The organism is Pseudomonas sp. GL_139_B (genome assembly GCF_057834475.1).
In genome coordinates, this window is the sequence record NZ_CM174403.1 from 5,384,159 (window position 1) to 5,410,813 (window position 26,655).

At 58.8% G+C, this 26,655-nt stretch carries 24 protein-coding genes; 20 read left to right on the forward strand and 4 right to left on the reverse strand.

What is annotated here, in order from left to right; all coding sequences use genetic code 11:
- Positions 1 to 142 precede the first annotated feature (142 nt).
- The 14 genes from gluQRS (at position 143) to AC3ISI_RS24675 (ending at position 19,932) form a co-directional block, all read left to right on the forward strand.
- Positions 143 to 1,039, forward strand: a complete 897-nt coding sequence (gluQRS, locus tag AC3ISI_RS24610) for a tRNA glutamyl-Q(34) synthetase GluQRS (protein ID WP_489334194.1) — start codon at positions 143 to 145, stop codon at positions 1,037 to 1,039.
- A 77-nt stretch (positions 1,040 to 1,116) separates the two neighbouring features.
- Positions 1,117 to 1,293, forward strand: a complete 177-nt coding sequence (locus AC3ISI_RS24615) for a hypothetical protein (protein WP_003176118.1) — start codon at positions 1,117 to 1,119, stop codon at positions 1,291 to 1,293.
- Complete coding sequence (locus tag AC3ISI_RS24620; protein ID WP_489334195.1) at positions 1,277 to 4,231, forward strand: sensor histidine kinase; 2,955 nt, start codon at positions 1,277 to 1,279, stop codon at positions 4,229 to 4,231. The genes AC3ISI_RS24615 and AC3ISI_RS24620 overlap by 17 nt, the downstream gene beginning before the upstream one ends.
- Before the next feature lie 22 nt (positions 4,232 to 4,253).
- A complete protein-coding gene (locus tag AC3ISI_RS24625; protein ID WP_489334196.1) occupies positions 4,254 to 5,690 on the forward strand; it encodes a sigma-54-dependent transcriptional regulator in 1,437 nt (478 codons plus the stop codon).
- A gap of 740 nt (positions 5,691 to 6,430) precedes the next feature.
- Positions 6,431 to 7,831, forward strand: a complete 1,401-nt coding sequence (locus AC3ISI_RS24630) for a polynucleotide adenylyltransferase PcnB (protein ID WP_223515650.1) — start codon at positions 6,431 to 6,433, stop codon at positions 7,829 to 7,831.
- Between the two features lie 3 nt (positions 7,832 to 7,834).
- Positions 7,835 to 8,320, forward strand: a complete 486-nt coding sequence (gene folK / locus AC3ISI_RS24635) for a 2-amino-4-hydroxy-6-hydroxymethyldihydropteridine diphosphokinase (RefSeq protein ID WP_489334197.1) — start codon at positions 7,835 to 7,837, stop codon at positions 8,318 to 8,320.
- A 363-nt stretch (positions 8,321 to 8,683) separates the two neighbouring features.
- Positions 8,684 to 9,484: a 3-methyl-2-oxobutanoate hydroxymethyltransferase gene (gene panB, locus AC3ISI_RS24640; RefSeq protein WP_489334198.1), complete on the forward strand. Its 801-nt coding sequence runs from the start codon at positions 8,684 to 8,686 to the stop codon at positions 9,482 to 9,484.
- Complete coding sequence (gene panC, locus AC3ISI_RS24645) at positions 9,481 to 10,341, forward strand: pantoate--beta-alanine ligase (protein ID WP_489334199.1); 861 nt, start codon at positions 9,481 to 9,483, stop codon at positions 10,339 to 10,341. The genes panB and panC overlap by 4 nt, the downstream gene beginning before the upstream one ends.
- Positions 10,342 to 10,472: 131 nt before the next feature.
- Positions 10,473 to 10,853, forward strand: coding sequence for an aspartate 1-decarboxylase (panD, locus tag AC3ISI_RS24650; protein WP_489334200.1), 381 nt, complete (start codon positions 10,473 to 10,475; stop codon positions 10,851 to 10,853).
- A gap of 210 nt (positions 10,854 to 11,063) precedes the next feature.
- Positions 11,064 to 12,728, forward strand: a complete 1,665-nt coding sequence (gene pgi / locus AC3ISI_RS24655; RefSeq protein ID WP_489334201.1) for a glucose-6-phosphate isomerase — start codon at positions 11,064 to 11,066, stop codon at positions 12,726 to 12,728.
- Between the two features lie 108 nt (positions 12,729 to 12,836).
- Complete coding sequence (acs, locus tag AC3ISI_RS24660; RefSeq protein ID WP_489334202.1) at positions 12,837 to 14,774, forward strand: acetate--CoA ligase; 1,938 nt, start codon at positions 12,837 to 12,839, stop codon at positions 14,772 to 14,774.
- A gap of 50 nt (positions 14,775 to 14,824) precedes the next feature.
- Positions 14,825 to 15,697 (forward strand): oxygenase MpaB family protein, encoded by an 873-nt coding sequence (locus AC3ISI_RS24665; protein ID WP_489334203.1) that lies wholly within the window; start codon positions 14,825 to 14,827, stop codon positions 15,695 to 15,697.
- A gap of 173 nt (positions 15,698 to 15,870) precedes the next feature.
- Positions 15,871 to 16,887: a class I SAM-dependent rRNA methyltransferase gene (locus tag AC3ISI_RS24670; protein ID WP_489334204.1), complete on the forward strand. Its 1,017-nt coding sequence runs from the start codon at positions 15,871 to 15,873 to the stop codon at positions 16,885 to 16,887.
- A 60-nt stretch (positions 16,888 to 16,947) separates the two neighbouring features.
- Positions 16,948 to 19,932, forward strand: a complete 2,985-nt coding sequence (locus AC3ISI_RS24675; protein ID WP_489334205.1) for a DUF748 domain-containing protein — start codon at positions 16,948 to 16,950, stop codon at positions 19,930 to 19,932.
- Between the two features lie 212 nt (positions 19,933 to 20,144).
- Here the strand turns inward: AC3ISI_RS24675 and AC3ISI_RS24680 are convergent, their stop codons facing one another.
- Together AC3ISI_RS24680 and AC3ISI_RS24685 are read right to left on the reverse strand one after the other, a co-directional pair.
- Positions 20,145 to 20,498 (reverse strand): BON domain-containing protein, encoded by a 354-nt coding sequence (locus AC3ISI_RS24680; protein ID WP_489334206.1) that lies wholly within the window; start codon positions 20,496 to 20,498, stop codon positions 20,145 to 20,147.
- A 307-nt stretch (positions 20,499 to 20,805) separates the two neighbouring features.
- Positions 20,806 to 21,228: a pilin gene (locus AC3ISI_RS24685; RefSeq protein ID WP_489334207.1), complete on the reverse strand. Its 423-nt coding sequence runs from the start codon at positions 21,226 to 21,228 to the stop codon at positions 20,806 to 20,808.
- Between the two features lie 234 nt (positions 21,229 to 21,462).
- Here AC3ISI_RS24685 and AC3ISI_RS24690 point away from each other — a divergent pair, with 234 nt between their 5' ends.
- From AC3ISI_RS24690 to yacG, 4 genes are read left to right on the forward strand one after another with little or no spacing between them, the layout of a single operon-like run.
- Positions 21,463 to 22,680 carry a type II secretion system F family protein gene (locus AC3ISI_RS24690; RefSeq protein WP_489334208.1) on the forward strand — a complete coding sequence of 406 codons (1,218 nt, stop codon included), beginning with the start codon at positions 21,463 to 21,465 and terminating at the stop codon, positions 22,678 to 22,680.
- 1 nt (position 22,681) lies between these two features.
- Entirely contained in the window at positions 22,682 to 23,554 is an 873-nt protein-coding gene (locus AC3ISI_RS24695; protein WP_489334209.1) for a prepilin peptidase, read from the forward strand.
- Entirely contained in the window at positions 23,551 to 24,174 is a 624-nt protein-coding gene (gene coaE, locus AC3ISI_RS24700) for a dephospho-CoA kinase (RefSeq protein ID WP_489334210.1), read from the forward strand. Before AC3ISI_RS24695 ends, coaE begins: the two co-directional genes overlap by 4 nt.
- On the forward strand, positions 24,171 to 24,371 hold the full coding sequence (gene yacG, locus AC3ISI_RS24705; protein ID WP_489334211.1) for a DNA gyrase inhibitor YacG: 201 nt from the start codon (positions 24,171 to 24,173) through the stop codon (positions 24,369 to 24,371). Before coaE ends, yacG begins: the two co-directional genes overlap by 4 nt.
- A gap of 4 nt (positions 24,372 to 24,375) precedes the next feature.
- Here the strand turns inward: yacG and AC3ISI_RS24710 are convergent, their stop codons facing one another.
- On the reverse strand, positions 24,376 to 24,591 hold the full coding sequence (locus AC3ISI_RS24710; protein WP_489334212.1) for a hypothetical protein: 216 nt from the start codon (positions 24,589 to 24,591) through the stop codon (positions 24,376 to 24,378).
- 63 nt (positions 24,592 to 24,654) lie between these two features.
- On the reverse strand, positions 24,655 to 25,344 hold the full coding sequence (locus tag AC3ISI_RS24715) for an energy-coupling factor ABC transporter permease (RefSeq protein ID WP_489334213.1): 690 nt from the start codon (positions 25,342 to 25,344) through the stop codon (positions 24,655 to 24,657).
- 138 nt (positions 25,345 to 25,482) lie between these two features.
- Here AC3ISI_RS24715 and AC3ISI_RS24720 point away from each other — a divergent pair, with 138 nt between their 5' ends.
- Together AC3ISI_RS24720 and AC3ISI_RS24725 are read left to right on the forward strand one after the other, a co-directional pair.
- Positions 25,483 to 26,109 (forward strand): DUF1780 domain-containing protein, encoded by a 627-nt coding sequence (locus tag AC3ISI_RS24720; RefSeq protein WP_489334214.1) that lies wholly within the window; start codon positions 25,483 to 25,485, stop codon positions 26,107 to 26,109.
- Positions 26,106 to 26,633: an MOSC domain-containing protein gene (locus AC3ISI_RS24725; protein ID WP_489334215.1), complete on the forward strand. Its 528-nt coding sequence runs from the start codon at positions 26,106 to 26,108 to the stop codon at positions 26,631 to 26,633. The genes AC3ISI_RS24720 and AC3ISI_RS24725 overlap by 4 nt, the downstream gene beginning before the upstream one ends.
- Positions 26,634 to 26,655 lie beyond the last annotated feature (22 nt).

A 26,655-nucleotide genomic window follows, 5' to 3' on the forward strand; every position in this document is an offset into this window, starting at 1 on the left:
CCTCGGCGAGCCCGCCTGTGGGAGCGAGCCTGCTCGCGAATGCGGTGTGTCAGGTAACAATAATGTTGGAGCTGATGGCCCCTTCGCGAGCAGGCTCGCTCCCACAGGGACTCGCGCACGACCAGAGATGTAACATTCGTCCATGACCGCCACGACTTCTACTCCCTACATCGGGCGCTTCGCCCCCACGCCCAGTGGCCATTTGCATTTCGGCTCGCTAGTCGCCGCACTGGCCTCGTACCTCGACGCCCGCGCGGTGGGTGGCCGTTGGCTGATGCGTATGGAAGACCTCGACCCGCCCCGGGAAGAACCCGGCGCTCAGGCGGCGATTCTCAAGGCACTTGAACGCTACGGTTTTGAGTGGGACGGCGAAATGGTCCGCCAAAGCGACCGGCACGGGGCTTACGCTGAAGTGATCAATCGCCTGTTCAATCACGGCCTTGCTTATGCCTGCACCTGCTCGCGCAAGCAGCTGGAACCGTATCACGGCATTTATCCAGGGCTGTGCCGCAACGCCGGCCACGGCACAGAAGACGCGGCGATTCGCCTGCGCGTGCCTGAACTGGAATACCACTTCATCGACCGCGTGCAAGGTGAATACCGCCAGCATCTGGGTCGCGAGGTGGGCGATTTTGTGATTCGCCGTCGCGACGGGCTCTACGCCTATCAACTGGCTGTCGTCCTGGACGATGCCTGGCAAGGCATTACCGACATCGTGCGTGGCGCCGACCTGCTGGATTCCACGCCGCGCCAGCTCTATCTGCAAGAACTCCTCGGCCTGCGACAACCGCGTTATTTACACATTCCGCTGATTACCCAGCCCGATGGCAACAAACTCGGCAAATCCTACCGCTCGCCGCCGTTGACCGAAGATCAGGCGACACCTTTATTGCTGCGTGCATTGCGTGCACTCGGGCAAAACCCCGTTACTGAACTGGCTTACGCCACCCCTCGGGAGGTGTTGAACTGGGGCATTGCCCACTGGGATGCGGCGCTGATCCCGCGCACACTTAACCTGCCAGAGGCGCAACTGCAGTGATCGCACTTGCAGTGGCGCGCCCATCCGTTACCATCGCCGCACGTTTTCGGGCACGCGCATAAAAAAGAGAGGCCGGGATGTACATCTATCGCTTGGTCCTGCTCCTGGTAGTGGGGATTTATCTGTTCTCCCCGGCCATCATGGATTGGTGGATCGACGCCACTGGCGCCTGGTATCGCCCTTATCTGCTCTGGCTGATTCTGATCGTCGTGACCTTCATCCTGCAGAGTCAAAAAGATGCCGATGAGCTTTAGCCTGACCCAGATGATCCTGATCAGCGCCGCGTACCTGGCGGTGCTGTTCGGCGTGGCCTGGGTCAGTGAACGGGGCATGATCCCCCGGGCGATCATTCGCCACCCGCTGACCTACACCCTGTCACTGGGCGTTTACGCCAGCGCGTGGGCGTTTTACGGCACAGTAGGCCTGGCCTATCAGTACGGCTACGGTTTTTTATCCAGCTACCTCGGGGTCTCCGGCGCATTTTTGCTGGCGCCGGTGCTGCTGTATCCGATCCTGAAAATCACCCGCACCTATCAGCTGTCGTCGCTGGCCGACCTGTTCGCGTTCCGCTTTCGCAGTACATGGGCTGGCGCGCTGACCACGATCTTCATGCTGGTCGGAGTATTGCCGCTACTGGCCTTGCAGATTCAAGCGGTCGCCGACTCCATCAGCATTCTCACCCGTGAGCCGGTGCAGCATCGGGTCGCGCTGAGTTTCTGTGCACTGATTACCCTGTTCACCATCTTCTTTGGCTCACGCCACATCGCCACCCGCGAAAAACACGAAGGCCTGGTGTTTGCCATTGCCTTCGAGTCGGTGATCAAGTTGATCGCCATCGGCGGCGTCGGCCTGTATGCGTTGTATGGCGTGTTCGACGGCCCGCAACAGCTTGAACTCTGGCTGCTGCAAAACCAAACCGCCCTCGCCGCCTTGCACACGCCGCTGCAAGAAGGTCCGTGGCGTACGTTACTCCTGGTGTTCTTTGCCTCGGCCATTGTGATGCCGCACATGTATCACATGACCTTTACCGAAAACCTCAACCCGCGCTCATTGGTCAGTGCGAGCTGGGGCTTGCCTCTGTTCCTGCTGCTGATGAGCCTGGCGGTGCCGCTGATTCTCTGGGCCGGACTGAAACTCGGCGCCACCACCAATCCGGAATACTTCACCCTGGGCATCGGCATCGCCGCCAACAGCAAAGCCCTGGCGCTACTGGCGTATGTCGGCGGTTTGTCGGCAGCAAGCGGCTTGATCATCGTCACCACCCTGGCACTGTCCGGGATGGCGCTGAACCATCTGGTGTTACCGCTCTATCAGCCGCCGGCCGAAGGCAACATCTACCGCTGGCTGAAGTGGACCCGTCGGGCGCTGATCGTAGCGATCATCATGGCCGGCTACGGCTTCTACCTGCTGCTGGGGACAGATCAGGATCTGGCGAACCTCGGCATCGTCGCGTTTGTCGCCACGTTGCAGTTCCTGCCGGGCGTGCTGTCGGTTCTGTACTGGCCGACTGCCAACCGCCGAGGCTTCATCGCCGGTTTGCTGGCAGGGATTCTGGTGTGGCTGGTCACGATGTTATTGCCGCTGGTGGGCAATCTGCAGGGCTTTTACATCCCGCTGCTGAACATGATCTACGTGCTGGACGACACCAGCTGGCACATGGCGGCGATTGCGTCGCTGGCCGCCAACGTGTTGATGTTCACCCTGATCTCGCTGTTCACCAACGCCAGCCCGGAAGAGGCCAGCGCCGCCGAAGCTTGCGCCGTGGACAACGTGCGTCGCCCGCAGCGCCGTGAATTGCACGCCGCGTCCCCTCAGGAATTCGCCACTCAACTGGCAAAACCCTTGGGGGCCAAGGCTGCGCAGAAAGAGGTCGAACAGGCGCTGCGCGATCTCTACCTGCCATTCGACGAGCGCCGCCCATACGCCTTGCGCCGCTTGCGTGATCGCATCGAAGCCAACCTGTCCGGCCTGATGGGTCCAAGCGTGGCGCAGGACATGGTCGAAACGTTCCTGCCTTATAAGGCGGGCGGCGAAAACTATGTCACCGAAGACATTCACTTTATCGAAAGTCGCCTTGAGGATTACCACTCGCGCCTGACCGGCCTTGCCGCCGAACTCGATGCCCTGCGCCGCTATCACCGCCAGACCCTGCAGGAACTGCCGATGGGCGTCTGCTCATTGGCCAAGGATCAGGAAATCCTCATGTGGAACAAAGCCATGGAGGAACTCACCGGCATTGCCGCGCAACGTGTGGTGGGTTCGCGCCTGAGCACCATTGCCGATCCGTGGAAAGAACTGCTGCAAGGCTTCATTAATTTGCCGGACGAGCATTTACACAAACAGCATCTGGCCCTTGATGGCCAGACTCGCTGGTTGAACCTGCACAAAGCGGCGATCGATGAACCGCTCGCACCGGGCAACAGCGGCTTGGTGTTGTTGGTGGAAGACCTGACCGAAACCCAGATGCTCGAAGACAAACTGGTGCACTCCGAGCGTCTGGCCAGTATTGGTCGACTCGCTGCGGGTGTGGCCCACGAAATCGGCAACCCGATCACCGGCATTGCTTGCCTGGCGCAGAACCTGCGCGAAGAGCGTGAAGACGATGGCGAGCTGAAGGAAATCAGCGGGCAGATCCTCGAGCAGACCAAACGCGTGTCGCGCATCGTTCAATCGCTGATGAGCTTCGCCCATGCCGGCAGTCACCAGCACAGCGATGAGCCCGTCTGTCTGGCCGAAGTGGCTCAAGATGCCATCGGCTTGCTGGCGCTGAACCGACGCAATTTCGAAGTGCAGTTTTATAATTTGTGCGACCCCGATCACTGGGTCGAAGGCGATCCACAGCGACTCGCCCAAGTACTGATCAATCTGCTTTCAAACGCCCGCGATGCCTCACCTCCCGGCAGCGCGGTGCGGGTTAAAAGCGAAGCCGGCGAACACACAGTCGACCTGATCGTGGAAGACGAAGGCAGCGGTATTCCGAAGAACATCATGGACCGATTGTTCGAACCTTTTTTCACCACCAAGGATCCTGGCGAAGGCACCGGCCTGGGCCTTGCACTGGTCTATTCCATCGTTGAAGAGCATTATGGACAAATCACCATCGACAGCCCGGCTGATATTCAAAGCCAACGCGGCACCCGTATCCGGGTGACTTTGCCGCGTCATGTCGAAGCGACGTCCGCTGTGAACTGAGACCGTCGAGAGAATCGAATCAATGCCGCACATTTTGATCGTCGAAGACGAAACAATTATCCGCTCCGCCTTGCGCCGCCTGCTGGAACGTAACCAGTACCAGGTCAGCGAAGCCGGTTCAGTGCAGGAAGCACAAGAACGCTTCACAATTCCCACGTTCGACCTGATCGTCAGCGACCTGCGTCTGCCGGGCGCACCGGGCACCGAGTTGATCAAACTCGGCCAGGGTACGCCGGTGCTGATCATGACCAGCTACGCCAGCCTGCGTTCGGCGGTCGATTCGATGAAGATGGGCGCGGTGGATTACATCGCCAAGCCTTTCGATCACGATGAAATGCTTCAGGCTGTCGCCCGTATCCTGCGGGATCGGCAATCACTGCCGGCCAACAGCGAACCTGCCACCGGCAAAGCTGGCAATGGCATCGCAAAAGCTAGCATCGACAACAGCAACGGCGAAATCGGCATTATCGGTTCGTGCCCTCCGATGCAAGACCTGTACAGCAAAATCCGCAAAGTCGCGCCAACCGATTCCAATGTCTTGATTCAGGGTGAATCCGGTACCGGTAAAGAGCTGGTGGCGCGCGCCCTGCATAACCTGTCCAAGCGTGCCAAGGCACCGATGATTTCGGTGAACTGCGCGGCCATTCCGGAAAGCCTGATCGAGTCCGAGTTGTTCGGCCACGAAAAAGGCGCGTTCACGGGCGCCAGCGCGGGGCGTGCCGGCCTGGTGGAAGCCGCGGACGGCGGCACCCTGTTCCTCGATGAAATCGGCGAGTTGCCACTGGAAGCCCAAGCCCGCTTGCTGCGCGTGTTGCAGGAAGGCGAAATTCGCCGGGTGGGCTCGGTGCAATCGCAGAAAGTCGACGTTCGCCTGATCGCCGCGACTCACCGGGACCTCAAGAGCCTGGCAAAAATCGGCCAGTTCCGTGAAGACTTGTATTACCGCCTCCACGTGATCGCCCTGAAGCTGCCGGCCTTGCGCGAGCGCGGTGCCGACGTTAACGAAATCGCCAATGCGTTCCTGGCGCGGCAGAGTGCGCGGGTCAACCGCACCGATCTGAAATTCGCCCCGGATGCCGAACAGGCGATTCGTCATTACTCCTGGCCCGGTAACGTTCGCGAGCTGGAAAACGCCGTCGAGCGCGCGGTCATTCTGTGCGAAAGCCCGGAGATTTCTGCCGAGCTGCTGGGTATCGACATCGAACTGAGTGGCCTGGAAGAGGATGAGTTCATCGGCCTGGCACCACAGCAGGCCAACAATGGCGGTAACTCCAGCCATGAGCCGACCGAAGACCTGTCACTGGAAGACTACTTCCAGCACTTCGTCCTCGAGCATCAGGACCATATGACCGAAACCGAACTGGCTCGCAAACTCGGGGTCAGCCGCAAATGCCTGTGGGAGCGTCGTCAGCGCCTGGGCATCCCGCGGCGCAAAACCGGGGTCGCCAGCGAAAGCTGAATGGCACCTGTCTGATGCGCGGGTAACACATGACTTTCTGAAAAAACTGTTACCTCAGATTTTTCACGTAACAGAAGCCGGGGCTTACGGTAACGAAGCCCCGGTTTTTTTGGGCCTGAAAAACCCCCACCGACCGACCTAACTCCTTGTTTTACTGGGGTTCGCAAAAGTTGGCACGCACCCTGCAGTATGTTTGGTACAAGAACAATAACAAGCAATGCATAACATAATAAAAATAAGACGAATCGACTCACGCACAATAAAAACAAGACGGCGAGAGGCGCAGCTAACTGATTCTTTTGGAGAGGCGTTGTATTTGGGGGATCGCCCCACGACCAGGCCGAGAATAATAAAAAACTGTCCTAAGGCAGTGCCTGAACTGGTTGGATCGCAAGATCACTGCAGCACAGCGACCAAAGCAATCCGTTTGCTCTTGGCTCCCGATTGGGAGGGTCATGAAGGAAAATCTTCATGACGAGGGCACTTAACAAAAACAAAAAGCCCGAAACCAATAATAAAAATAGAGCATGCAACTACTTCTTGGGGAGCTTCGGCTCCCCTTGTAGTTTCTGCGATTCGAAAAACCTGCCCAGATCTCCTTTGTTTTTCGCTTGAAGCCTGCGGCTTACAGCTCATATCTGCTGTGTCCTACACCATCCCTCGACTAAATGCTAGAATCCCCGCCCATCATGCGGTCATTCTTCTGTTATGGCCGAACATTCCTTCAAACAGTGCATCCCATGCTGAAGAAGCTGTTCCAGTCATTCCGTTCTCCCAAGCGTCATACGCAACACATTCGCAGTACGCCTGAAGTGCTCAACAGCGGCCAACACTCGCTGCAAAAGGCCCAGTTCAGCCGTTACGCGGTGAATATCGTCGAACGCCTGCAGAACGCCGGTTACCAGGCTTACCTGGTCGGCGGCTGTGTGCGTGACATGCTGCTCGGCATCACGCCCAAGGATTTCGACGTCGCTACCAGCGCCACACCTGAACAGGTGCGCGCCGAATTCCGCAATGCACGGATCATCGGTCGTCGATTCAAGCTGGTGCACATTCACTTTGGCCGCGAAATCATCGAGGTCGCGACCTTCCGCGCCAATCACCCGCAAAACGACGAGGAAGAAGACAGCAACCAGTCTTCCCGTAATGAAAGCGGGCGCATCCTGCGCGATAACGTCTATGGCACGCTGGAAGAAGACGCGCAACGTCGCGACTTCACCATCAACGCCCTGTATTACGATCCGGTCAGCGAGCGCATTCTCGACTATGCCAATGGCGTACACGACATCCGCAATCACCTGATCCGCCTGATCGGCGACCCGAAACAGCGCTACCAGGAAGACCCGGTACGGATGCTGCGGGCCGTGCGTTTTGCCGCCAAGCTGAATTTCGGTATAGAAAAACACAGCGCCTTGCCGATTCGCGAGTTGGCACCGATGCTGCGCGAGATCCCGTCGGCCCGTCTGTTCGAAGAAGTGCTCAAGTTGTTCCTCTCCGGCCACGCTGCGGACACCTTCGAGATGCTGGTCGATCTGCAACTGTTCGATCCGCTGTTCCCGGCCAGTGCCGAGGCGCTGGAATACAACCCGACGTATACCCACACCCTGATCAGCGACGCACTGATCAATACAGACCTGCGAATCAAGCAGAACAAACCGGTGACCCCGGCGTTCCTGTTTGCCGCCCTGCTGTGGCCTGCCCTGCCGGCTCGTGTATTGCGCCTGCAAGAACGTGGCATGCCGCCGATTCCAGCCATGCAGGAAGCGGCACACGAACTGATCGCCGAACAGTGCCAACGCATCGCCATCCCGAAACGCTTCACCATGCCGATCCGCGAGATCTGGGACATGCAGGAGCGTCTGCCACGCCGCAGCGGCAAGCGTGCCGACCTGTTGCTGGACAACCCACGGTTTCGCGCCGGTTACGACTTCTTGCTGCTGCGCGAAAGCGCCGGTGAGCAGACCGATGGCCTGGGCGAATGGTGGACGGATTACCAGGACGCCAATGACAGCGAACGTCGCGACATGATCCGCGACCTCAGCGGCAAGGAAGACGGCACCGGCGCACCACGCAAACGTCGCCGCAGCGGTGGCGCCAAGCGTAAACGCGCAGCCGGCGAACCGAGCGTCTCGGGCGAGTAATCCATGGAACGCATCTACATCGGCATGGGCAGCAATCTGGCTGACCCCGCCGAGCAATTACGCAACGCCGTCGACGCGCTGGCGCAGCTACCACAGACCGGGCTGGTCGGGGTGTCCGCGTTTTATCAGAGCGACTCGCTGCTGCCTGGCCAACCGCGTTACACCAACGCGGTCGCCGCCCTCGACAGCACTCTCACACCGCTGGAACTGCTGGATGCGCTGCAATCCATCGAGAACGAGCAGGGGCGCGAGCGCCTGGAGCGCTGGGGTCCTCGCACGCTGGATCTGGACATTGTGCTGTTTGGCGATCGGGTGATCGATGTACCTCGTCTCAAGGTTCCGCATTACCACATGCAGGAACGGGCCTTCGTCCTGTATCCGCTGGCTGAGTTGGCACCTGCGGAATTGCGTCTGGCCGATGGCCGCAATCTGAAGGATTTACTCGCAGACTGCCCGTTCGTCGGCCTGGAACGCCTCCCTCCGAATTAATGCAATCCCCTGTGGGAGCGAGCCTGCTCGCGAAAGCGATTCAACATTCACCGAAGATGTTGACTGTCAGGACGCCATCGCGAGCAGGCTCGCTCCCACATTGGTTTTTGTGTTGAAGCCAAAATCGGCTGCTGAATCGCATCAGTTACGCCGGTAACACACCCGTCGTAACAACGCGGTAACACATGCAATTGACTTCCCGAGTTCTCCTCACGACTATAGGCGTCCCACTGCCGCCAACACGGCGTTGAAGGCGCAATCCAGGCCTTAAAAGCACGACAACAGACCGTGCGCCTGTATTTAACGAAGAATCACGCGCGTTACTCGCAGTAGTTTCCACAGCGCCTGAATGAGGAACTTTTCATGCCAGCCATCACCCTGACCACTCTGCAAGGTCTCAAGCAAAAAGGTGAAAAAATCACCATGCTGACCTGCTATGACGCGACCTTCGCCCACGCCTGCAATGAGGCGGGCGTCGAAGTGCTGCTGGTGGGCGACTCCCTCGGCATGGTTTTACAGGGTCACGACAGCACCCTGCCCGTGACGACTGCTGAAATGGCTTACCACGTGGCAGCCGTCAAACGTGGTAACACCGATGCGCTCATCCTCGCCGACCTGCCGTTCATGGCCTACGCGACCACCGAACAAACCATGACTAACAGTGCCCTGCTGATGCAAGCCGGAGCGCACATGGTCAAAGTAGAAGGCGCTCTGTGGCTGGCAGACTCGATCCGTCTGCTGGCCGAGCGTGGCATCCCGGTGTGCGCGCACCTGGGGCTGACACCACAATCGGTGAATATCCTGGGCGGTTACAAAGTCCAGGGGCGTAACGAAAACCAGGCTCGGCAAATGCGTGCCGATGCCATTTCTCTGGAACAGGCCGGGGCAGCCATGTTGCTACTCGAGTGCGTACCCAGCGAACTGGCCGAAGAAATCACCCAGGCCGTGAAGATTCCGGTCATTGGTATCGGCGCCGGCAGTGGCACCGACGGCCAGGTACTGGTCCTGCACGACATGCTGGGCTTGTCGATTACCGGTCGCGTGCCAAAATTCGTGAAGAACTTCATGACCGGACAGCACACGATTCAAGCAGCCTTGAGTGCTTACGTCACCGAAGTCAAAGCGGCGACTTTCCCAGGTATCGAACACGGATTCTCAGCATGAACACCGTAAAAACCGTACGCGAACTGCGGGCCGCCGTGGCCCGTGCCCGCGGTGAAGGCAAGCGGATCGGCTTGGTGCCGACCATGGGCAACTTGCACAGCGGGCATATCGCGCTGATTACCAAAGCCTCCCAACGGGCGGATTTCGTGGTCGCGAGCATTTTCGTCAACCCGCTGCAGTTCGGTGCAGGCGAAGACCTCGACAAGTACCCGCGCACCCTCGCCGCCGACCAGGAGAAACTGCTCCAGGCCGGTTGCCACTTGCTGTTCGCGCCAAGCGCTGAAGAAATGTATCCGGACGGCATGGCCGGCCAGACGCGCGTCAGCGTTCCGCTGCTGTCTGAAGGCCTGTGCGGCGCCAGCCGTCCGGGGCATTTTGAAGGTGTGGCGACGGTGGTCAGCAAATTGTTCAACATGGTCCAGCCGGACCTGGCAGTCTTCGGTCAGAAAGACTTCCAGCAACTGGCGGTGATCAAATCCCTGGTCCATGACCTGAACATGCCGGTCCAGATCATTGGTGAACCGACTGTCCGTGCGGCCGATGGCCTGGCGCTGTCGTCGCGCAATGGCTTCCTCAGTGAAGAGCAGCGAGCCGTGGCGCCGGTGGTCTATCGCACGCTGAGTTCGATTGCCGACGCGATAAAACAGGGTGACAGGGATTTCCCGGCGCTGATCGACGCGCAAATCAAGCAGCTTGATGTGGCTGGATTGCGTCCCGATTACCTGGAGATTCGCCATGCACTGACCTTGCGCCCGGCCACAGCAGATGATCGCGATCTGGTGATTCTGGTGGCTGCGTTCCTGGGCACCACGCGGTTGATCGACAACCTGCACTTGAACCTCGACGCCTCCGCCTAAAACACCCCCCTGTAGGATCTGGCTTGCCAGCTCCTACAGGGGCGGCCCGCATCAATTCCTGCATTGTATTGCTGCCCTTTGAGCCTTCGGGCAAACTGCCCGCCGTTCGATTTCGACCTTGGAAAACACTCATGCACGCCATCATGCTCAAGGCCAAGCTGCATCGCGCCGAAGTCACCCACGCAGTACTCGATTACGAAGGCTCTTGCGCCATCGACGGCGAATGGCTGGACTTGTCCGGCATCCGTGAATACGAGCAAATCCAGATCTATAACGTCGACAACGGTGAACGCTTCACCACTTACGCGATTCGGGGCGAAGAAGGCTCGCGCATGATCTCGGTCAACGGTGCCGCCGCCCACAAAGCCAAGGTCGGCGACCGCGTGATCATCTGCGCTTACGCTCATTACAGCGAAGCCGAGCTGCTCAACTTCAAGCCGCGCATGCTCTATATGGCGCCGGGCAACGAGCTGAGCCACACCACCAACGCCATCCCGGTTCAGGTTGCCTGATCAGGCCGTTTGTCGGACCGTCTCAGGCTTCGATGTATAAAAGTACCGGAAACAGGTCAGACAAAGTCAAGACAGATCAAAGCGCGGGGTTTACTGTATTCGCCCTGCGCCATGAAATCGTGTCGACGCAGTTGACCGGACGCCTACCCGCAGCGCTCCGGGATTTTTAGTGTTCAAAAAGCCGTTCAAGTAAAAAGGAAACCCGCAGCGATGGCGTACTACCGCACTCCTCACGACGTGACCGCTCTGCCCGCTTGGCAGGCGTTGAATGATCACCGCCAAGCCATGCAGGATTTCAGCATGCGCGAAGCCTTCAATGCCGACCCGCAGCGTTTTACTCAATTTACCCTGAGCAGCTGCGGACTGTTTCTCGATTACTCGAAGAACCTGATCAACGCCCAGACCCGCAATCTGCTGGTGGACCTGGCCAATGAAGTCGACCTCAAGGGCGCGATCAAATCGCTGTTCGACGGCGAAATCGTCAACGCCTCCGAGGGGCGTCCAGCCCTGCATACCGCGCTGCGCCGCCCAGTAGGCGACAAGCTGTCAGTCAATGGCGTCAACGTGATGCCGGAAGTGCACAAAGTGCTGAACCAGATCACCGACCTCGTGGGCCGCATCCACGACGGTCTGTGGCGCGGTTACACCGAGAAGCCGATCACTGACGTGGTCAACATCGGTATCGGTGGCTCGTTCCTCGGCCCGGAGCTGGTGTCCGAGGCGCTGCTGTCCTACGCCCAGAAAGGCGTGCGCTGCCACTACCTGGCGAACATCGATGGCAGTGAGTTCCACGAACTGACTATGAAGCTGCGTGCCGAGACCACGCTGTTTATCGTGTCGTCGAAATCCTTCAACACCCTCGAAACCCTGAAGAATGCCCAGGCCGCACGCGCCTGGTACCTGGCTCAGGGTGGTTCGGAAGCCGAGCTGTATCGTCACTTCATCGCTGTGTCTAGCAACAATGCCGCGGCGGTGGCCTTCGGTATTCGCGAAGAAAACATCTTCCCGATGTGGGACTGGGTCGGCGGCCGTTACTCGCTGTGGTCGGCCATCGGCTTGCCCATCGCGCTGGCCATCGGCATGTCGAACTTCAAGGAACTGCTGTCCGGTGCCTACACCATGGACCAGCATTTCCAGAGCGCGCCTTTCGAACAGAACATGCCGGTGCTGCTGGCCTTGCTCGGCGTGTGGTACGGAAATTTCTGGGGCGCACAAAGCCACGCGATCCTGCCGTACGACCACTACCTGCGTAACATCACCAAGCACTTGCAACAGCTGGACATGGAATCCAACGGCAAGAGCGTGCGCCAGGACGGCACCCCGGTGTCCACCGACACCGGACCAGTCATCTGGGGCGGCGTCGGTTGCAACGGGCAACATGCCTATCACCAGTTGCTGCACCAAGGCACCCAACTGATCCCGGCCGACTTCATCGTGCCGATCGTCAGCTTCAACCCGGTGTCCGACCACCACCAGTGGCTGTACGCCAACTGCCTGTCGCAGAGCCAGGCGCTGATGCTCGGCAAGACCCTGAGCGAAGCCGAAGCCGAGCTGCGCGAAAAAGGCATGAGCGAAGACGAGGTGAAGAAACTGGCGTCGCACAAAGTGATCCCGGGCAACCGCCCGAGCAACACGTTGGTGGTCGAGCGCATCAGCCCGCGTCGCCTCGGCGCACTGGTGGCGATGTACGAACACAAAGTCTTCGTGCAAAGCGTGATCTGGGGCATCAACGCCTTCGATCAGTGGGGCGTGGAGCTGGGTAAAGAACTGGGCAAAGGCGTCTACAACCGCCTGGTCGGCAGCGAAGAAACCCCGGCTGACGATGCTTCGACCCAAGGCCTGATCAACTACTTCCGCGGCCGTCACCGCGGTTGATCTGACGCAGGCCTACAGACGGTACTAACCTTGTAGGAGCTGGCAAGCCAGCTCCTACGAGGGTCGCGTAGCTCCCCTCTTGTTTCACAACAAGAATAAGGAACCGTCATGTTCGATATCAGCATGTTTCCCAAAGCCGATGCCGTCCGCCGGGCTGCGAATTTAAGTCAGGACGACTATCACCGCCTGTATCGTGAATCCATCGAGCACCCCTCTACCTTCTGGGCCGAACAAGCCTCGCGCTTTCTCGACTGGAGTACGCCGTGGAATACCGTCCAGCGCTACAACCTGAACACCGGTGAAGCCAGCTGGTTTGCCGGCGCCAAGTTGAACGTCAGTTACAACTGCATTGACCGTCATCTGGAACAGCGCGGCGATCAGGTCGCGATCATCTGGGAAGGCGACGATCCCGCCAAATCCGCACAAATCACTTACAACAAACTCCATCACTACGTCTGCCGCCTGGCCAACGTACTGAAAAGCCGTGGCGTGAAGAAAGGCGACCGCGTCTGCATCTACATGCCGATGATCCCCGAAGCGGCCTATGCCATGCTCGCCTGCGCGCGAATCGGCGCGGTGCATTCGGTGGTCTTTGGCGGTTTCTCCCCGGATTCGGTTCGCGACCGGATTCTCGATGCCGACTGCCGCACCGTGATCACCGCCGACGCGGGCGTACGCGGCGGCAAAGTCGTGCCCTTGAAGGAGAAAGTCGACAAGGCGCTGGAGAGTTGCCCCAACGTCAGCACCGTGATCGTGGTCGAGCGCACACAAGGCAAAGTGAATTGGGTTGAAGGTCGCGACCTCTGGTATCACCAGGCCCTACGGGACGTCAGTGACGATTGCCCGCCGGAACCGATGGACGCCGAAGACCCGCTGTTCATCCTCTATACCTCCGGCAGCACCGGCAAACCCAAAGGCGTGTTGCACACTACCGGCGGTTACCTGCTGCAAGCGGCGATGACCTTCAAATACGTGCTCGACTACCGCGATAACGAAGTGTTCTGGTGCACTGCCGATGTCGGCTGGGTCACTGGCCACAGCTACATCGTCTACGGGCCGCTGGCCAACGGCGCGACCACGCTGATCTTTGAAGGCGTGCCGAGTTACCCGAGCAGCTCGCGCTTCTGGCAGGTCATCGACAAACACCACGTCAACATTTTCTACACGGCGCCGACTGCGCTGCGTTCACTAATGCGCGAAGGGCCAGAACCGTTGAAGCAAACCTCGCGCGCCAGCCTCAGATTACTCGGCAGTGTCGGTGAGCCGATCAACCCGGAGGCATGGGATTGGTACTTCAATGTTGTCGGTGAACAGCGATGCCCGATTGTCGATACTTGGTGGCAGACCGAAACCGGCGGCATCATGCTCAGCCCGCTGGTCAGCGCGCAACGGATCAAACCCGGCTGCGCCACACAACCGATGTTCGGCGTGCAACCGGTGCTGCTCGATGAAACGGGCAAGGAAATCAAAGGCGCCGGCAGCGGCGTGCTGGCGATCAAATCCAGCTGGCCGGCGCAGATCCGCAGCGTCTACGGCGACCCGCAACGCATGGTCGATACCTACTTCAAGCCCTACCCCGGTTATTACTTCACCGGCGACGGTGCGCGACGCGATGAGGACGGCGATTACTGGATCACCGGGCGCATCGACGACGTGATCAACGTCTCCGGCCACCGTATCGGTACCGCCGAAGTGGAAAATGCCTTGGTGCTGCACGACAGCATCGCCGAAGCCGCGGTGGTCGGTTACCCCCACGACCTCAAAGGCCAGGGCATTTACGCCTTCGTCACCCCCATGAACGGCACCACCCCCGACGACGAACTGAAGAAAGTGCTGCTGGCCCACGTCAGCAAGGAAATCGGCAGCTTCGCCAAACCGGACTTGATCCAATGGGCCCCGGCCTTGCCGAAAACCCGTTCGGGCAAGATCATGCGACGTATCCTGCGCAAAATTGCCTGCAACGAACTGGACACACTGGGTGATACATCGACCCTGGCCGACCCGAGCGTTGTTCAGGATCTGGTGGATAAACGCCTGAACCAATAAGCCTCGCGCGGCCAGCAATGGCCGCGTTTTATGTTCGCTACTGAGTCGCCATGGAATTTATCCGTACCCGCATCGAAACCCAGATCATGAGCCTGACCGGTCTGTCCCTCGGCAAGCTCGATCTGGAAAATCCCAAGGGCGATCCCGGCCTGTTCGGCCCCGACTCGGTGAGTTGGCAAGTGCATGGCGATTTCAGCAGCATGCTCATCGGCGGCATCAGTGCCCTGATGCTGCAAGCCTTGCATCCATTGGCCCTGGCCGGAGTCTGGGACCATTCGAATTTTCGCGAGGACATGCTCGGCCGGCTGCGCCGCACCGGGCAGTTCATCTCCGGCACTACGTTTGGCTCACGAAAGGATGCCGACTGGCTGATCGAGAAAGTCCGCACTATCCACCTGCAAGTGACGGGCACTGCGCCGGATGGGCGCCCTTATGCGGCCAGCGATCCAGACCTGCTGACTTGGGTGCATGTGGCCGAAGTCAGCAACTTTCTGGCCGCGCATTTGCGTTATCGCAATCCGAATCTGTCACTGGCCGATCAGGACCGTTACTACGGGGAAATCGCGTTGGTCGCCGAGCGACTGGGTGCCCGTGATGTGCCCCGCTCGCGGCAGGAAATAGCTGATTACCTTGAACGTGTTCGCCCACAGTTGCTGTGCGACGAACGCAGCCGCGAAGTCTTGAGACTGTTGCTGAACGCCCCCTCCCCCAGCCGTCTGGCCAAGCCTTTCGGCGGCTTGATGATGCAGGCCGGCATCGATCTGTTGCCGGACTGGGCCAGTGACATGCTCGGCGTCAGCCAAAACCCGTTGCAGCGCAAACTGATCCGCGCCAGCGTCAATCGAAGCGCGCCGATGCTGCGCTGGGCGGTGCGTAATGGCTCGGTGCAGCGGGCGAAGCGGCGGATGGGGTTGTTGACCTGATTGCCCCCAAAAGCATCGTCGGAACGCCGCCCGGAGCAGGCTCGCTCCCACATTTGATCGATGTCGAACACAAAATCCCCTGTGGGAGTGAGCCTGCTCGCGATGGCATCACCTCGGTTCCGGCCCAAGCTGTTAAACTCCCGCGCCAAATTCCCTCCTGCAAGGCGCCCAGCATGTCTTCCTTGAATCAGGCGCTGCGCGCCGCCCTCGAACATCGCCAGGACCTGCTTGCCGAATTGCATCAGCAAGGCACCGATTGCTATCGTCTGTTCCACGGCAGCCAGGAAGGCGCCGGCGGCCTGACCATAGACCGCTATGGCCCACAGCTGCTGGTGCAAAGCTTTCACCAGTCGCTGGAGCGCGACGCGCTGCTGCAATTGCACGAGGCGATCAACCAGCATTTGGGCCTCGACACTCTGCTGGTCTACAACGACCGCTCCCGGGGCAATTCGCGCATCGACCGTGAAGACACGGTCTACCGTGCCGATGCGGCGGCGCTGGAGGATTTGGTCGGCCACGAATGGGGCCTCAATTACCGGGTTCGCGGGCGTCATGCCGGCCAGGATCCGCTGCTGTTTCTCGACCTGCGCAATACCCGTGGCTGGGTCAAAGCGCACAGCCAGAACAAAAGCGTGCTCAACCTGTTTGCCTACACCTGTGGCGTCGGGTTGAGTGCTGCGGCCGGTGGCGCCCGAGAGGTGTGCAACCTCGATTTCGCCGAGGGCAACCTGGCGGTCGGCCGTGAGAACGGGCTGCTCAATTCGCAGCTGCCAGCCATGCAATTCGTCCAGTCCGATTACTTCCCGGCGATCCGCCAACTGGCGGGTCTGCCAATCAGTCACCGACGCGGGCAGAAACTGCCGAGCTACCAACGCCTGGAACAGCGTCAGTACGATCTGGTGCTGCTCGACCCTCCCGCCTGGGCCAAGAGTGCTTTCGGCACCGTCGACCTGCTACGCGACTACCAGAGCCTGCTCAAACCCGCACTACTGACCACCGCCGACAATGGCGTGCTGATCTGCTGCAACAACCTGGCAAAGGTCAGCATGGACGACTGGCGTGAACAGGTATTGCGCTGCGCAGAGAAAGCCGGGCGACCGGTGCGCGAGTGGACAGTGATGACACCGGGCGCTGATTTTCCGTCGATGGATCAGCAGCCTCCGCTGAAAACGCTGATTCTGCAGCTCTGACATTTACCCAAAAATTCAGACAAATCCTGCAAAGCGTGGTCACTTCGGAACTGCAATCGCATGCCATACTCCAAGGCACTCCGATTCAGACAGATGAAGCCACACATGACCAAAGGATTGATTCGCGCTATCGGCGCCTTGTTGACTGCTCTGGCTCTCTACAGCTTGCTGGGGTTTCTGATTTTGCCGGGCATCGCGTTGCGGGTCGCCAACCAGCAATTGGCCAACTACGCCACGGTGCCCGCCCACCTTCAGCGGATCGAATTCAACCCGTTCAGCCTGGAAGTCACCCTTTGGGGCCTGGTCATCGGCGAGCCAGGCAAGGAACAGATCGGCTTCGAACGCCTGTACGCCAATCTGCAACTCGACAGTCTCTGGACCAAGGCCGTGCACCTGTCCGATATCGAACTGGACAAACTCAAGACTGAAATCCTCTTCAGCAAGGACGGCCAGCTCAACCTGCTCGGGCTGTTCAAATTGCCAGCGGGCGAACCCACCCCCGCCGACCCGGATGCCAAGCCGTTTCCGCTGCGCATCGAGCGGATCAAACTGGCGGGTGGCGCCCTGCACTTTGAAGATGCCCGGCCCAGCGAACCTATCGAATTCCTCTATGACAAACTCGACTTCGAGCTGAAAAACCTCAGCACCCTTCCCGACGACAGCGCCGACATGACCTTGGTGGCCATCGGCCCCAACGGCGGACAGGTCGACTGGACCGGCAACTTCAGCCTGATCCCGCTCGCCTCCGAAGGTAAGCTGAAAATCACCGATGGCAAGATGAAAGCCTTCTGGCCCTATGTGCGCGACGCAGTGCCCCTGAACCTCGAAAGCGGCATCATGAGCCTCAGCACCGATTACAAACTCAATCTGTCCAAAGAAACCGAACTGCTACTGAGCAATGTCGCCGTCAGTGTCGCGCCTTTCGCGATCAAGGCCCCGGACGGCCGACCTTTGGCGAAGCTTGAACGACTTGATATCAGCGAAACTACCGTAGACCTGGCCAAGCAACACGTGGTGGTCGGCAAGGTCCGCAGCCACAAACTGGAAACCTGGGCCGCCCTCGAAGCCGACGGGCAACTTGACTGGCAAAAGCTGTTCGCCAGTCAGCCGTCCAAACCCGCCGCCAAGGCCAAGGCCGAACCTGCCAGTGCGCCAGCGGCAGCCGACTCGCCCAAACCTGAACCGACGCCACCGAGCAAACCGTGGCAAGTGCTGCTCAAAGACGTGCAGTTGCGCGATTACCAGGTGCACCTTGCCGACCGCAAGGCGCAACCTGCTGTGGCGCTGGAAGTCGGCCCGTTGAATCTGGACCTGCAGAATTTCGACAGCCTTAACGGTTCGCCTTTTAATCTCAAGCTCGACACCGGCGTGGGCAAACAAGGCAAGGTGTTGGCCGACGGCGTGGTCAATCTCGCCCCGATCAGCGCCAAACTGAAGGTTCAGACCAAAGACATTGACCTGCGTGTCGCCCAGTCCTACATCACCCCATTCATCCGCCTGGAACTGCGTAGCGGCATGCTCGGCGGTGATCTGGCAGTCGATCTGAAAAGCACTGAGCCGCTGGCATTTAGCGTCACTGGCCGGGCTCAAGTCGATCAGTTGCACACCCTCGACACCCTTAAAACCCGCGACTTCCTCAAGTGGCAGCAGCTAGTGCTCGAAGGCCTGAACTATCAGCACGGTGATAGCCTGTCGATCGACAAGGTCAACCTGTTCCAGCCTTATGCGCGCTTCATGATCAACGAAGATCGCACCACCAGTATCGATGACCTGTTGATCCCGCAACCCCCCGATACCGCGGCCAAAACCACCGCCGGAAAACCGGCCAGTAACGGCAAGCCACTGGGCATACACATCGGCGGCATCGCCATCAATGACGGCTCGGCCAACTTCGCCGACTTCAGCCTGACACCGAACTTCGCCACCGCCGTGCAACAGCTCAACGGGCAGATCGGCACCATCGACAGCCGTCAGGCAAAACCGGCCAGCGTGGATATCAAAGGCAAGGTCGACCGTTATGCACCGGTGACCATCAAGGGCGCGGTCAATCCGTTCGACCCGATCGCCAGCCTCGACATTGCGACCAGTTTCAAACGTGTGGAGCTGACCACGCTCACCCCTTACTCTGGCAAATTCGCCGGGTATCGCATCCGCAAGGGCCGGCTCAACCTCGACCTGCATTACCTGATCATCAAAGGTCAGCTCAAGGCCGAGAACAAAGTGGTGGTCGAGCAATTGGAGCTGGGGGAAAAAGTCGACAGCCCGGATGCCGTGAGTCTGCCGCTGAAACTGGCAATTGCCTTGCTCAAGGATGTGGATGGCAAGATTTCCATCGAATTGCCTGTCACTGGCGACCTCAATAATCCGCAGTTCAGCGTCATGCCAATAGTCTGGCAAACCCTGCGCAACCTGATCGTCAAAGCCGCCGCTGCGCCGTTCAAACTGATTGGCGGACTGGTCAGTGGCGGCGGTTCCGAGGACTTGGGTACCGTATCGTTCGCACCGGGCTCAAGCGATTTGAACAAGGACGCCGAGGCCGCATTGGTAAAACTGTCCCAAGCCTTGAAGGAACGTCCGGCCCTGCGACTTGAAATCGAGGGTACGGCCGCCGCCAGCAGTGACGGCCCGTTGATTGCCGAACAACGCCTGGAGCGGGAGTACCAATACAACTACTACAAAATGCTCCAGCGTCGCGGCGACAAAGTCCCGGCCCAGGCTTCATTGCTGGTGGTCCCGGAAAACGAGAAAGGTGCGCTGCTGGAAGGCATTTACCGCACACGTCTGAAGACTCAGCCGCCCGCCGAATGGAATGACTTGGGCAAGGAAGAACGCACCGCCAAAATGCGCGCCGACGTGATCAAGTTCTGGAGCACCAGCGACGTGCTGCTGCGTCAGCTAGGGCAGGAGCGCGCCAGCAGCATCAAGGACTATCTGGTGGACAAAGGTCAGCTGGCCGATGACCGTGTGTACTTCATCGACGCCAACCTTGGCGAAGCGCAAAGTGATGGCCGGGTGATTACGCCGTTGCATCTGGATGCCGAGTGATGCTGAGAATATTGCTCGGTAGCCATTGAACTCAACACAATCTTGAGTGGCCGCAATTGTTTTGTGCAGCCATAGAACAGGCCCCGACACAAATGCCGGGGCCTGTAATGGCCACATCCTTATGGCCGTTCGCATGAACTCCTAAGAAGTGGCAGGCGTATTACTCAGCCCGTCTGCCACACCTTCTCCCGGTCCAGGCGAGAAGTTTTGCCTTACTCGGCTTTCAGGCCGTCAGCGGAGACCGCTTTGACGCCTTTGATTTTCTTGGTGATCGCCACAGCGGTGGATTTCTGGGAGGCAGTCACCGCAACCGAGGACGACAGGGACACTACGCCTTTGTTGGTTTCGACTTTGATGTCGGTACCAGGAATGCCTTTTTCGGTCAGCAGGTCGCTTTTAACTTTGGTCGTGATCCAGGTGTCGGAAGTAGCGTCCTCGGCCTTGGTCATTTCACCCGAAGCCAATGTCATTGGCGATTGAGTGGTGGTGGTCTGTGCGAATGCAGCGTTGGCCAGAGTCAGGGTCAGCGCGGTAGCAGTAGCGGCAGCGATAGCGAACTTCTTCATACGTGTAACTCCTGTTTTTCTAGAAAGTCTGCTGGTTGTCTTCTCAGCAGGGTTACTGGGTAGAGTGCGAACGCTGTGCCAACTTTGAAACAACAACTAAATCGTTTTAAATCAACAAGTTATAAATTTTGCATATTTTCGAAATCATGCAAAATGCATGACCTGGCGAAACTCTGCATGCAACTTGCGGGTTTTCACAAAGTTCCTAACACACTGAATTTTTTGCCTTTTTTTCAGTAGCGAGGCATTCGACAAACAAAAAAAAGCCCCGCAACCGAAACAGCGAGGCCGTGCTGGATGACAGCGTTTACGAGGCGGAACTGGTGCAACCTTTAGGCAGGTAGTCTTGTTCAGCAGTACTGGTACACGACCAGCCATTGGAAGCATCACGGATCAATTTAATGGTCTTGCTCAGCACTGGCGCCGGGGCATTCAAAACCGTGCAGGTGATGCTGCCATTACCTGTATCCACAGCGCCGGTGACCGCGACGGTGCAATTGCTGGTCGCGGCGTGACCCGCCGGCGCCACGTTGCCTATCGTTGGCGCCGTGCCCTGATTGATAGCATCTTCATACGGCACCTTCATTGCGGAAATCTCGGCCAGACCCGCCGTCAACTTTGCCCTGGCCTGATATTTGGAATACATCGGCAACGCAAACGTCGCCAGAATCCCGATGATCGCCACCACGATCAGCAGTTCGATCAGGGTAAAACCTTTCTGAGTTTTCATAGACAAGCTCCATGCATGAGTCGAAAGCTCATGATCTGAAAGAGCATCAGCACAGCCCATGCCAAGCGCTACACCCCCCTGTTCGCGGGGCGGCGAGTCGAATCAAAGACCGTTCCTCCCCCCAGTAACCGCACTATCTGACACTTTTTGTCACCTCAAGGCCGCTGGTTTGGCTCAGCGCCTTGACTAGGCTATAAGCCATGAAGAAATCAATCGGGTCACCAAGGACTGAACATGTCGGTCAAAGCAGCAAAAACAAATGTCTACGCCTGGGAAGGCACAGACAGGAAAGGCTCCAAAATGACTGGAGAGTTGAGCGGCCAGAACCCGGCGTTGATCAAGGCCCAACTGCGCAAGCAAGGCATCAGCCCCAGCAAGGTGCACAAGAAATCCGCGTCGATTTTCAACGTCGGCAAACGTATCAAGACTCAGGAAATTGCCCTGTTCACCCGGCAGATGGCGACCATGATGAAAGCCGGCGTGCCGCTGTTGCAGTCCTTCGACATTATCGGCGAAGGCTTCGATAACCCGGCCATGCGCAAACTGGTGGACGAGTTGAAGCAGGAAGTCGCGGCGGGTAACAGCTTCGCCGCGTCCCTGCGCAAAAAACCGCAGTATTTCGATGAGCTCTACTGCAACCTGGTGGATGCCGGCGAACAGGCCGGCGCCCTCGATACGTTGCTGGAGCGGGTGGCGACCTATAAGGAAAAGAGCGAAAGCCTCAAGGCCAAGATCAAGAAAGCCATGACCTACCCATTGGCCGTGGTGTTCGTCGCGATCATTGTCACGGGGATTTTGCTGGTCAAGGTGGTGCCGCAGTTCGAGTCGGTGTTCAAAGGTTTTGGTGCCGAACTGCCTGCCTTCACGGTGATGGTCATCGGCCTGTCGGCGCTCATGCAGCACTGGTGGTGGGCGATGCTCGGTGTGGGAATCGCGGCGATTTTCGGCGTGCGCCACGCTTTCAAAAAATCCCCGGGCTTTCGTGACTGGCTGGACACCTGGCTGTTGAAACTACCCCTCATTGGCACGCTGATGTACAAATCTGCCGTAGCCCGGTACGCCCGAACGCTGTCGACTACCTTTGCCGCCGGCGTGCCATTGGTCGAAGCGTTGGAGTCCGTGGCCGGTGCGACCGGCAACATTGTGTTCAAGCGCGCGGTACTGCGCATCAAGCAGGACGTGTCGAGCGGCATGCAGCTGAATTTTTCCATGCGTACTTGCGGCGTTTTCCCCAACATGGCGATTCAAATGACAGCCATTGGCGAAGAATCCGGCGCACTGGATGACATGCTCGATAAAGTCGCAGGTTTCTACGAAGACGAAGTGGACAACATGGTCGATAACCTCACCAGCCTGATGGAGCCATTCATCATGGTCGTGCTGGGTGTTATCGTCGGGGGCCTGGTGGTTGCAATGTACTTGCCCATCTTCCAACTCGGCTCAGCGATCTGACATGCCCTTGAATGAAATTCTGACGGTTTACCCAGCGTTCTTCGTGGTCCTCGCATTAGTGGTGGGCCTGGTCGTGGGCAGCTTCCTCAATGTGGTGGTCTGGCGCCTGCCCAAAATGCTCCACCACGAATGGCGGCTGCAAGCCCAAGACGTGCTGGGTGTCCCGCCCGAAGCGCCTGGCCCGACCTACAACTTGATGCTGCCCCACTCCCATTGCCCGCAGTGCGATCATCAAATTCGCGCCTGGGAAAATATTCCAGTGTTCAGTTACCTGCTTTTACGGGGGCGATGCTCAAACTGCGCCGCACCGATCAGCAAGCGCTATCCGCTGATTGAACTGGCCTGTGGCCTGCTCTCGGCATTTATCGCCTGGCATTTCGGATTCGGTTGGCAGGCCGGCATGGTGTTGATCTTGACCTGGGGCTTGCTGGCGATGAGCCTGATCGACGCCGAGCACCAACTGCTGCCGGATGTGCTGGTGTTGCCGCTGTTATGGCTTGGGTTGATCGTCAACAGCTTCGGGGTCTTCGTGTCATTGCATGAAGCGCTGTGGGGGGCGGTCGCCGGGTACATGGCGTTGTGGTCGGTTTTCTGGCTGTTCAAGCTGCTCACCGGCAAAGACGGTATCGGCCATGGTGATTTCAAGCTATTGGCCATGCTCGGGTCGTGGGGTGGCTGGCAAATTTTGCCACTGACGATCCTGCTGTCATCGCTCGTGGGCGCCATTCTCGGGGTGATTTTGTTGCGTCTGCGCAACGCAAAAACCTCGTCGCCAATCCCCTTTGGCCCCTATCTGGCGATTGCCGGCTGGATTGCCTTGCTCTGGGGTGGTCAAATAACCGACTTCTATTGGCAGTTTGTCGGTTTGAAATGAATACCCCTGTGGAAAAACCCTGGATTCTCGGCCTGACTGGCGGCATCGGCAGCGGCAAAAGCGCCGCTGCCCAACACTTTATCGACCTGGGTATCCACGTCGTGGACGCCGATCACGCGGCGCGCTGGGTGGTGGAGCCGGGACGCCCGGCGCTGGCCGCCATCGCCGAACACTTCGGCCCCGGCGTGCTGCAAGCCGACGGAACACTGGATCGTGCGGCCCTGCGCGCATTGATCTTTGAAGTGCCAGAGGAACGCCGGTGGCTCGAAGGCTTGTTGCATCCGTTGATCGGTGAAGAAATCGCGAACAATCTGGCCAAGGCACAATCGCCCTATGCAATTCTGGTTTCGCCGCTGCTGATCGAATCCGGGCAGACCGCCATAACCCAGCGGGTCTTAGTGATCGATGCCCCACAACAGCTACAAATCGAACGCACCTTGCAGCGTGACCAGTCCACTGAACAACAGGTCCAGGCGATCCTCAAGGCCCAGTCAAGCCGCGAGGATCGCGTGAGCCATGCCGACGATGTGGTGGTCAACGACCGCGATCTCGCCTGGCTGCACAGCGAGGTCGAACGCCTGCATCACTTTTACCTTACTTTGCGTGGAGGCCAGTCATGAGCCAACCAACAACCGTCGAATGCCCAACCTGTGGCGCCCCCGTGGAATGGACGGCCGAGAGCAAATTCCGGCCATTCTGCTCCGACCGCTGCAAACTGATCGACCTGGGTGCCTGGGCGTCCGAAGAAAACAAGATTCCAGTGGCTCCCGATGCCGAGGACGAGTTGTTCAGCGGCGATTTCGACCCGCGTCACTGATTTCTCAGGGCCGCATAAAACCGTAATCCTGGTCGTCATCGAGGTTTTCCGCGAGAAAACGCAACTCGTCGGCCAGGTCTTCGGTACTGCGCACTGTCTTGCTTTGCTGTACCACTGCGCTGAGCAAGGCGCGCAGGCTCAACCCCGGATCAAATCCCACCTCCTGCGCCCCATCCAGACTCTGACGCAGCTCCTGTCTTGCCCATTCGTACACACTCATGCCCATGCTCCTCAAGGTTTGGTCGAGCATGAGTTCGCCGGTCAACGGCCGATTTGATGTGGATCAAGACTTCGGATCGTCGTCTTTCCAGGGGGCCGAAAGGTAGCGTGTGCGATTGAACGTCTCCAGCCATTCCGGGCAAAACACCACCAGCGCGCTGACGATCATGCCGTTGATGAACGCTTCCGGAAAAATCAGCAGCCAAAGATAGCCGACAAAATCTTCCAGCCAGTACGGCATGGCAAAACGTTCGTCGTACCACAGCACCCACAGCGCCAGCAGCAGGCACAACAACGCCGACAGCGCCGCCGAAAAAAAGCCGGAACAGAAGATATACACAAAGGGATTACGCGGTTGCGCCCGCTCCACCAGGATGGCGATGCACTCGGTGACCAGCACGGGCAGTAAAATCAGCAGCGCCCCGTTTACACCCACGGCGACCAGGTCCTGACGCCCGAGCAGCACCAGCCCGAGCTGCGCAATCAAGCCGCCGACGATTGCCAGCGGCCAGTCCAGCAACAAGGTGACGGCCGTCATGCCGATGAAGTGATAAGACACGCCGGTATCGAAATCCCGCCGCACCAGCCACAGCATGAACAACGCGAACACTGTGCCGAACAGCAAATGCTGGCGCCGACTGTCGGTGAACAACTCAACCCAGGGCGCACGCCAGATGGCCCAAAGCAACACAGGCACATAGATCAACCAACCGACCGTCAGCGTTTCGGGTGACAACAACTCCGCGCCAATCATGTGGGTAACCCCTTGAACTCCACCGCAGACTCCTTGTGTGATAACGGCTCTGTGCCCAGCAGTCTACACCGGCACAAAAGTCGCTCTACCCGATGCAAAGCTTTCTGCTTGTCGCATTTGAACGCTAAGCTTGGGCCTATGGATGACTCTGATTATTTACGCCTGCTGACCATCGCGGCCGAGCAAGCCAACGCGTTCTTGTCCAATGCCCGCAAATGGGAGCGTGAGCGTTGGGTGTGTCAGCGCCTGCTGCAAGGCTTGAACATTCCCTACCGCGCCGATGAATTCGCCCCGGCCGGCGAGCCGCCGGACGTATTGTTTCGAGAGGCGAATTTCGAGGTGTTCTTCGTGCTCGATGAGGGCCGGCGACTGAACGACGAATGGCGCGACGAGCTGCAACGTCGGCGCAGTGCGTTTTCCCTGAGCCAGTTAGTACGACGCGAAGCCAAACCTAGACGCATCCCCGCCAATGAGTTTTTGCTGAGACTGGCGCCGACTTTGCGCAAAAAAGCGCACAACTACAAAGAACGCGGCATGGACCTGGGGGAGCTCGACATCATCGCTTTCGCCAGCCTCAAACGCGAAGTGCTGGACCTCAACAGCCATTTCCCACCGCCTACCGAATACCTGCGCCAGGGCTGGCGCTCACTGTCACTGGTCGGCCCGACGTTCGCCCGGGTGCTGTTCGCACACCCCGATGCACCAGACTTCTTGCGCAGTAACCTGGGGCGCAGCATCGTCTTCGATGTCGGTATCAGTTTGTGAGTCCATTGCAGGCATTGATCGCGCAAGTCCCGCAAACCGGCCGCGTACGCTGGATTGGCGTGCGCCCGGAATCACGCACAGAGATGATCGAACTGGAGGCCGTGGAGGCTCGGCTCGAAGCCGGCTTGACCGGCGATCATGCCCGTCCAGGCGTACGTAACGCTAGGCAGGTGACGTTGATTCAGTGGGAGCATCTGGCGGTGATCAGTTCGCTGATGGGCCGCCCGGACGATCAGCCGGTATTACCTAGTGATTTGCGGCGCAACCTCGTTATCAGCGGTATCAACCTGTTCAGCCTCAAGGGCAGGCGCTTCCGGATCGGTCAGGCGATTTTCGAAACCACCGGCTGGTGCCAGCCTTGTGCGCGCCTTCAAAACAACCTTGGTCCCGGGACTTTTCAGGCCGTGCGCGGACATGGCGGAATCACCGCCCGAGTGATACAAAGTGGGATCATTCACCTGGACGACACGGTGAGCGTCGAGCCCATCCCGGACAGCGGCTATGCTCCGTTCAATGTTCGTTAAATCAGCCTGTAGCTTCTATACA